This is a genomic window from Mesorhizobium sp. M7A.F.Ca.CA.002.15.2.1 (genome assembly GCF_003998715.1).
GTDB lineage: Bacteria > Pseudomonadota > Alphaproteobacteria > Rhizobiales > Rhizobiaceae > Mesorhizobium > Mesorhizobium ciceri.
In genome coordinates this window covers 1-2,073 of the sequence record NZ_RZPI01000856.1, presented here as the reverse complement: position 1 = coordinate 2,073, position 2,073 = coordinate 1, and the positions used below count along the sequence as shown (strand labels likewise).

At 61.3% G+C, this 2,073-nt stretch carries 2 protein-coding genes; one reads left to right on the top strand and one right to left on the bottom strand.

From position 1 onward, the window contains the following. On the top strand, positions 1-527 hold a 527-nt coding region (locus tag ENZ74_RS30295), incomplete at its 5' end, for a hypothetical protein (protein ID WP_127313233.1). A 10-nt stretch (positions 528-537) separates the two neighbouring features. On the opposite strand, the gene ENZ74_RS30290 is transcribed toward ENZ74_RS30295, so the two are convergent. Beyond that, the gene (locus tag ENZ74_RS30290; protein WP_063167893.1) at positions 538-2,070 is read right to left on the bottom strand and encodes a hypothetical protein; all 1,533 of its coding nucleotides are present in this window, start codon (positions 2,068-2,070) and stop codon (positions 538-540) included. Positions 2,071-2,073 lie beyond the last annotated feature (3 nt).

Genomic DNA, 2,073 nt, shown 5'->3' with positions numbered 1-2,073 from the left:
CGCGTGGCTATGGCCTGACGCTGGCCTCGTTCCGGCTGACCGGCAACATCGCAGAGACGGCCAGCGGCCGCCTGATCGAACAGCCCGAAGTCACGGCACTGCTGGGCGATTTCTTTGACACGCAAGCCGATTGGCAAAACATTACGGACGGCGCGGCAGAGGCCCTGGCAGGGCTTGGCGACCGCGCGGAAATCATCTTGCTGACGGCCATGCCGCACAAACACCGTGCCGTGCGTCGTGTCCATCTCGACGCGCTTGGACTGAGCTACCCGCTTCTGACCACTGAAATGGCCAAAGGACCGGCAGTGGCCAAGCTTCGCGGCAAGGCCGGCCGACCGGTGGTCTTCGTCGACGATCAGCCGCACAATCTGGCGTCGGTGCGGGAATCGGTCGCCGACGCCGAACTGTTCCACCTGATGGCCGACAATTCACTGCGCGCATTCCTGCCCCCGGTGACGGACGATGTGGTCGTCGTCCAGGACTGGCACGAAGCCGCGCCGAAGATCGCAAGCGCGCTGGGGCTCTAAACTCCAGCCTTCAAGGGTTCAGTTTCGCACCTGCGCCGCCGCTGTCGTCCCCGCTGTCATCGTCGCCGTCACCATCGTCCACGCTGTCGTCCACGGCCGGATCGGCAGGCTTCAGCATGACGCCATTGACGGTGACCGAACCGTCGGCCTTGGCGTTGACGATCCATTCCAGCCGTCCATCGGACAGCGTCTTGCCAAAGCCCTTCGCCATGAGAGCGACTGGCACGTATTGGGCCACCTCCGGTTCCGACTTTGCCGCTTCCTGCAGGCCTTCGACAAGCTTGTCGAAGCCGGCGACATCGACGGTCACGCTACCTTCGGGCTTTTCGCCCGGGAATGTCATCTCGCCTTCCAGGGCGATCTCCGTATCCTTGTTCTTCACGGTGCTGTGGCCAAGCACGACCTTCGGCGTCTTGGCCATGAAGTCGGCCTTAAGCTGCTCGCCGAATTCGGCAGACAGCGGCGGATTCTTATTGAGATCAAAGGCTTCGATCGCCTTCTTCGCCATGCTGTCGAGATCGATATTGGCGCCGCCAAAGTTCAAATCGACATCGGTGGGCAACAACCCCACGCTCCAGCTCGGGAGAAGCTGGGTCGGCACGGTCAGTCCCGATGCCTTGATGCCGTAGGTGATCGTGCCGTTTTGGGCGACGCCGTCGGAGCCGAACACGGTGCTGAGCTGGGTGGCGCCGAAATTGCCGACCGGGCTTTCCACCGCGAAATCCTTGAAACCATAGGTCCCGTCGATACGCTGCCAAAGCGGTAAGGCGGCGAACAAAAGCGATTTGAGCTGCGCCTGGTTGGCCTTCAGCGTCGCCTCGTCCTCGTTGGCCACAGCAAATGCCAGGAGATCGAGCAATGGCTTGGTCTGCACGCCCTTGCCGCTGGCTTCGACCGACAATTCCGGCGACCTGACGGTGACCGGGAATTTCAGCCCGCTCTCGGGGTCATCGAAATTGATCGCTTCGACAAAACTCGACACCTTCTGCGAGGTTGTGAAATCGACGCCCCCGGTCGCCGACTTGGTCGCGGCAACGGTCGCGATGCCAGCGCCGGCGCTGGCCTCCATGTGCTGCTTGGCATCCTTCGACGCCATCGTCATGCCGGCCATCGAACTGGTGCCGCTGGTGAAGGCCGCCAGATTTGGATCGTAGACGCCCGAGCCCTTGCCGTCCTTGATCGAAAACTGAGTGCTTTGCAGGCCTTCGGGTCCGTTGAACTCGAAGGAGGCGCTCTGGGAGAAATCCATCGAGACATCCCAGGATCCGTCGCTGCGCGGCTTGACCATCAGGGCATAGGGCGCGAAGTCGAACTTCAGCAGTTTCTGGTCCGGAAATGATGCGGCAAGTGCCTTGAAATCGAACAGGATCTTGTAAGCACCACCTTCCAGCGAAACCTTCAAAATGCCTTTGTCGATCGCCTGCTTGCCGACATAGCGGGACAAGTCGTCGGACAATTGCTTCGCACCCTGACTGTCGACGGTCTGACTGAGAGCAGGGGCACTCAACGCAAGAAGGAACACGAATGGCAGGGCACGGTTCACGCG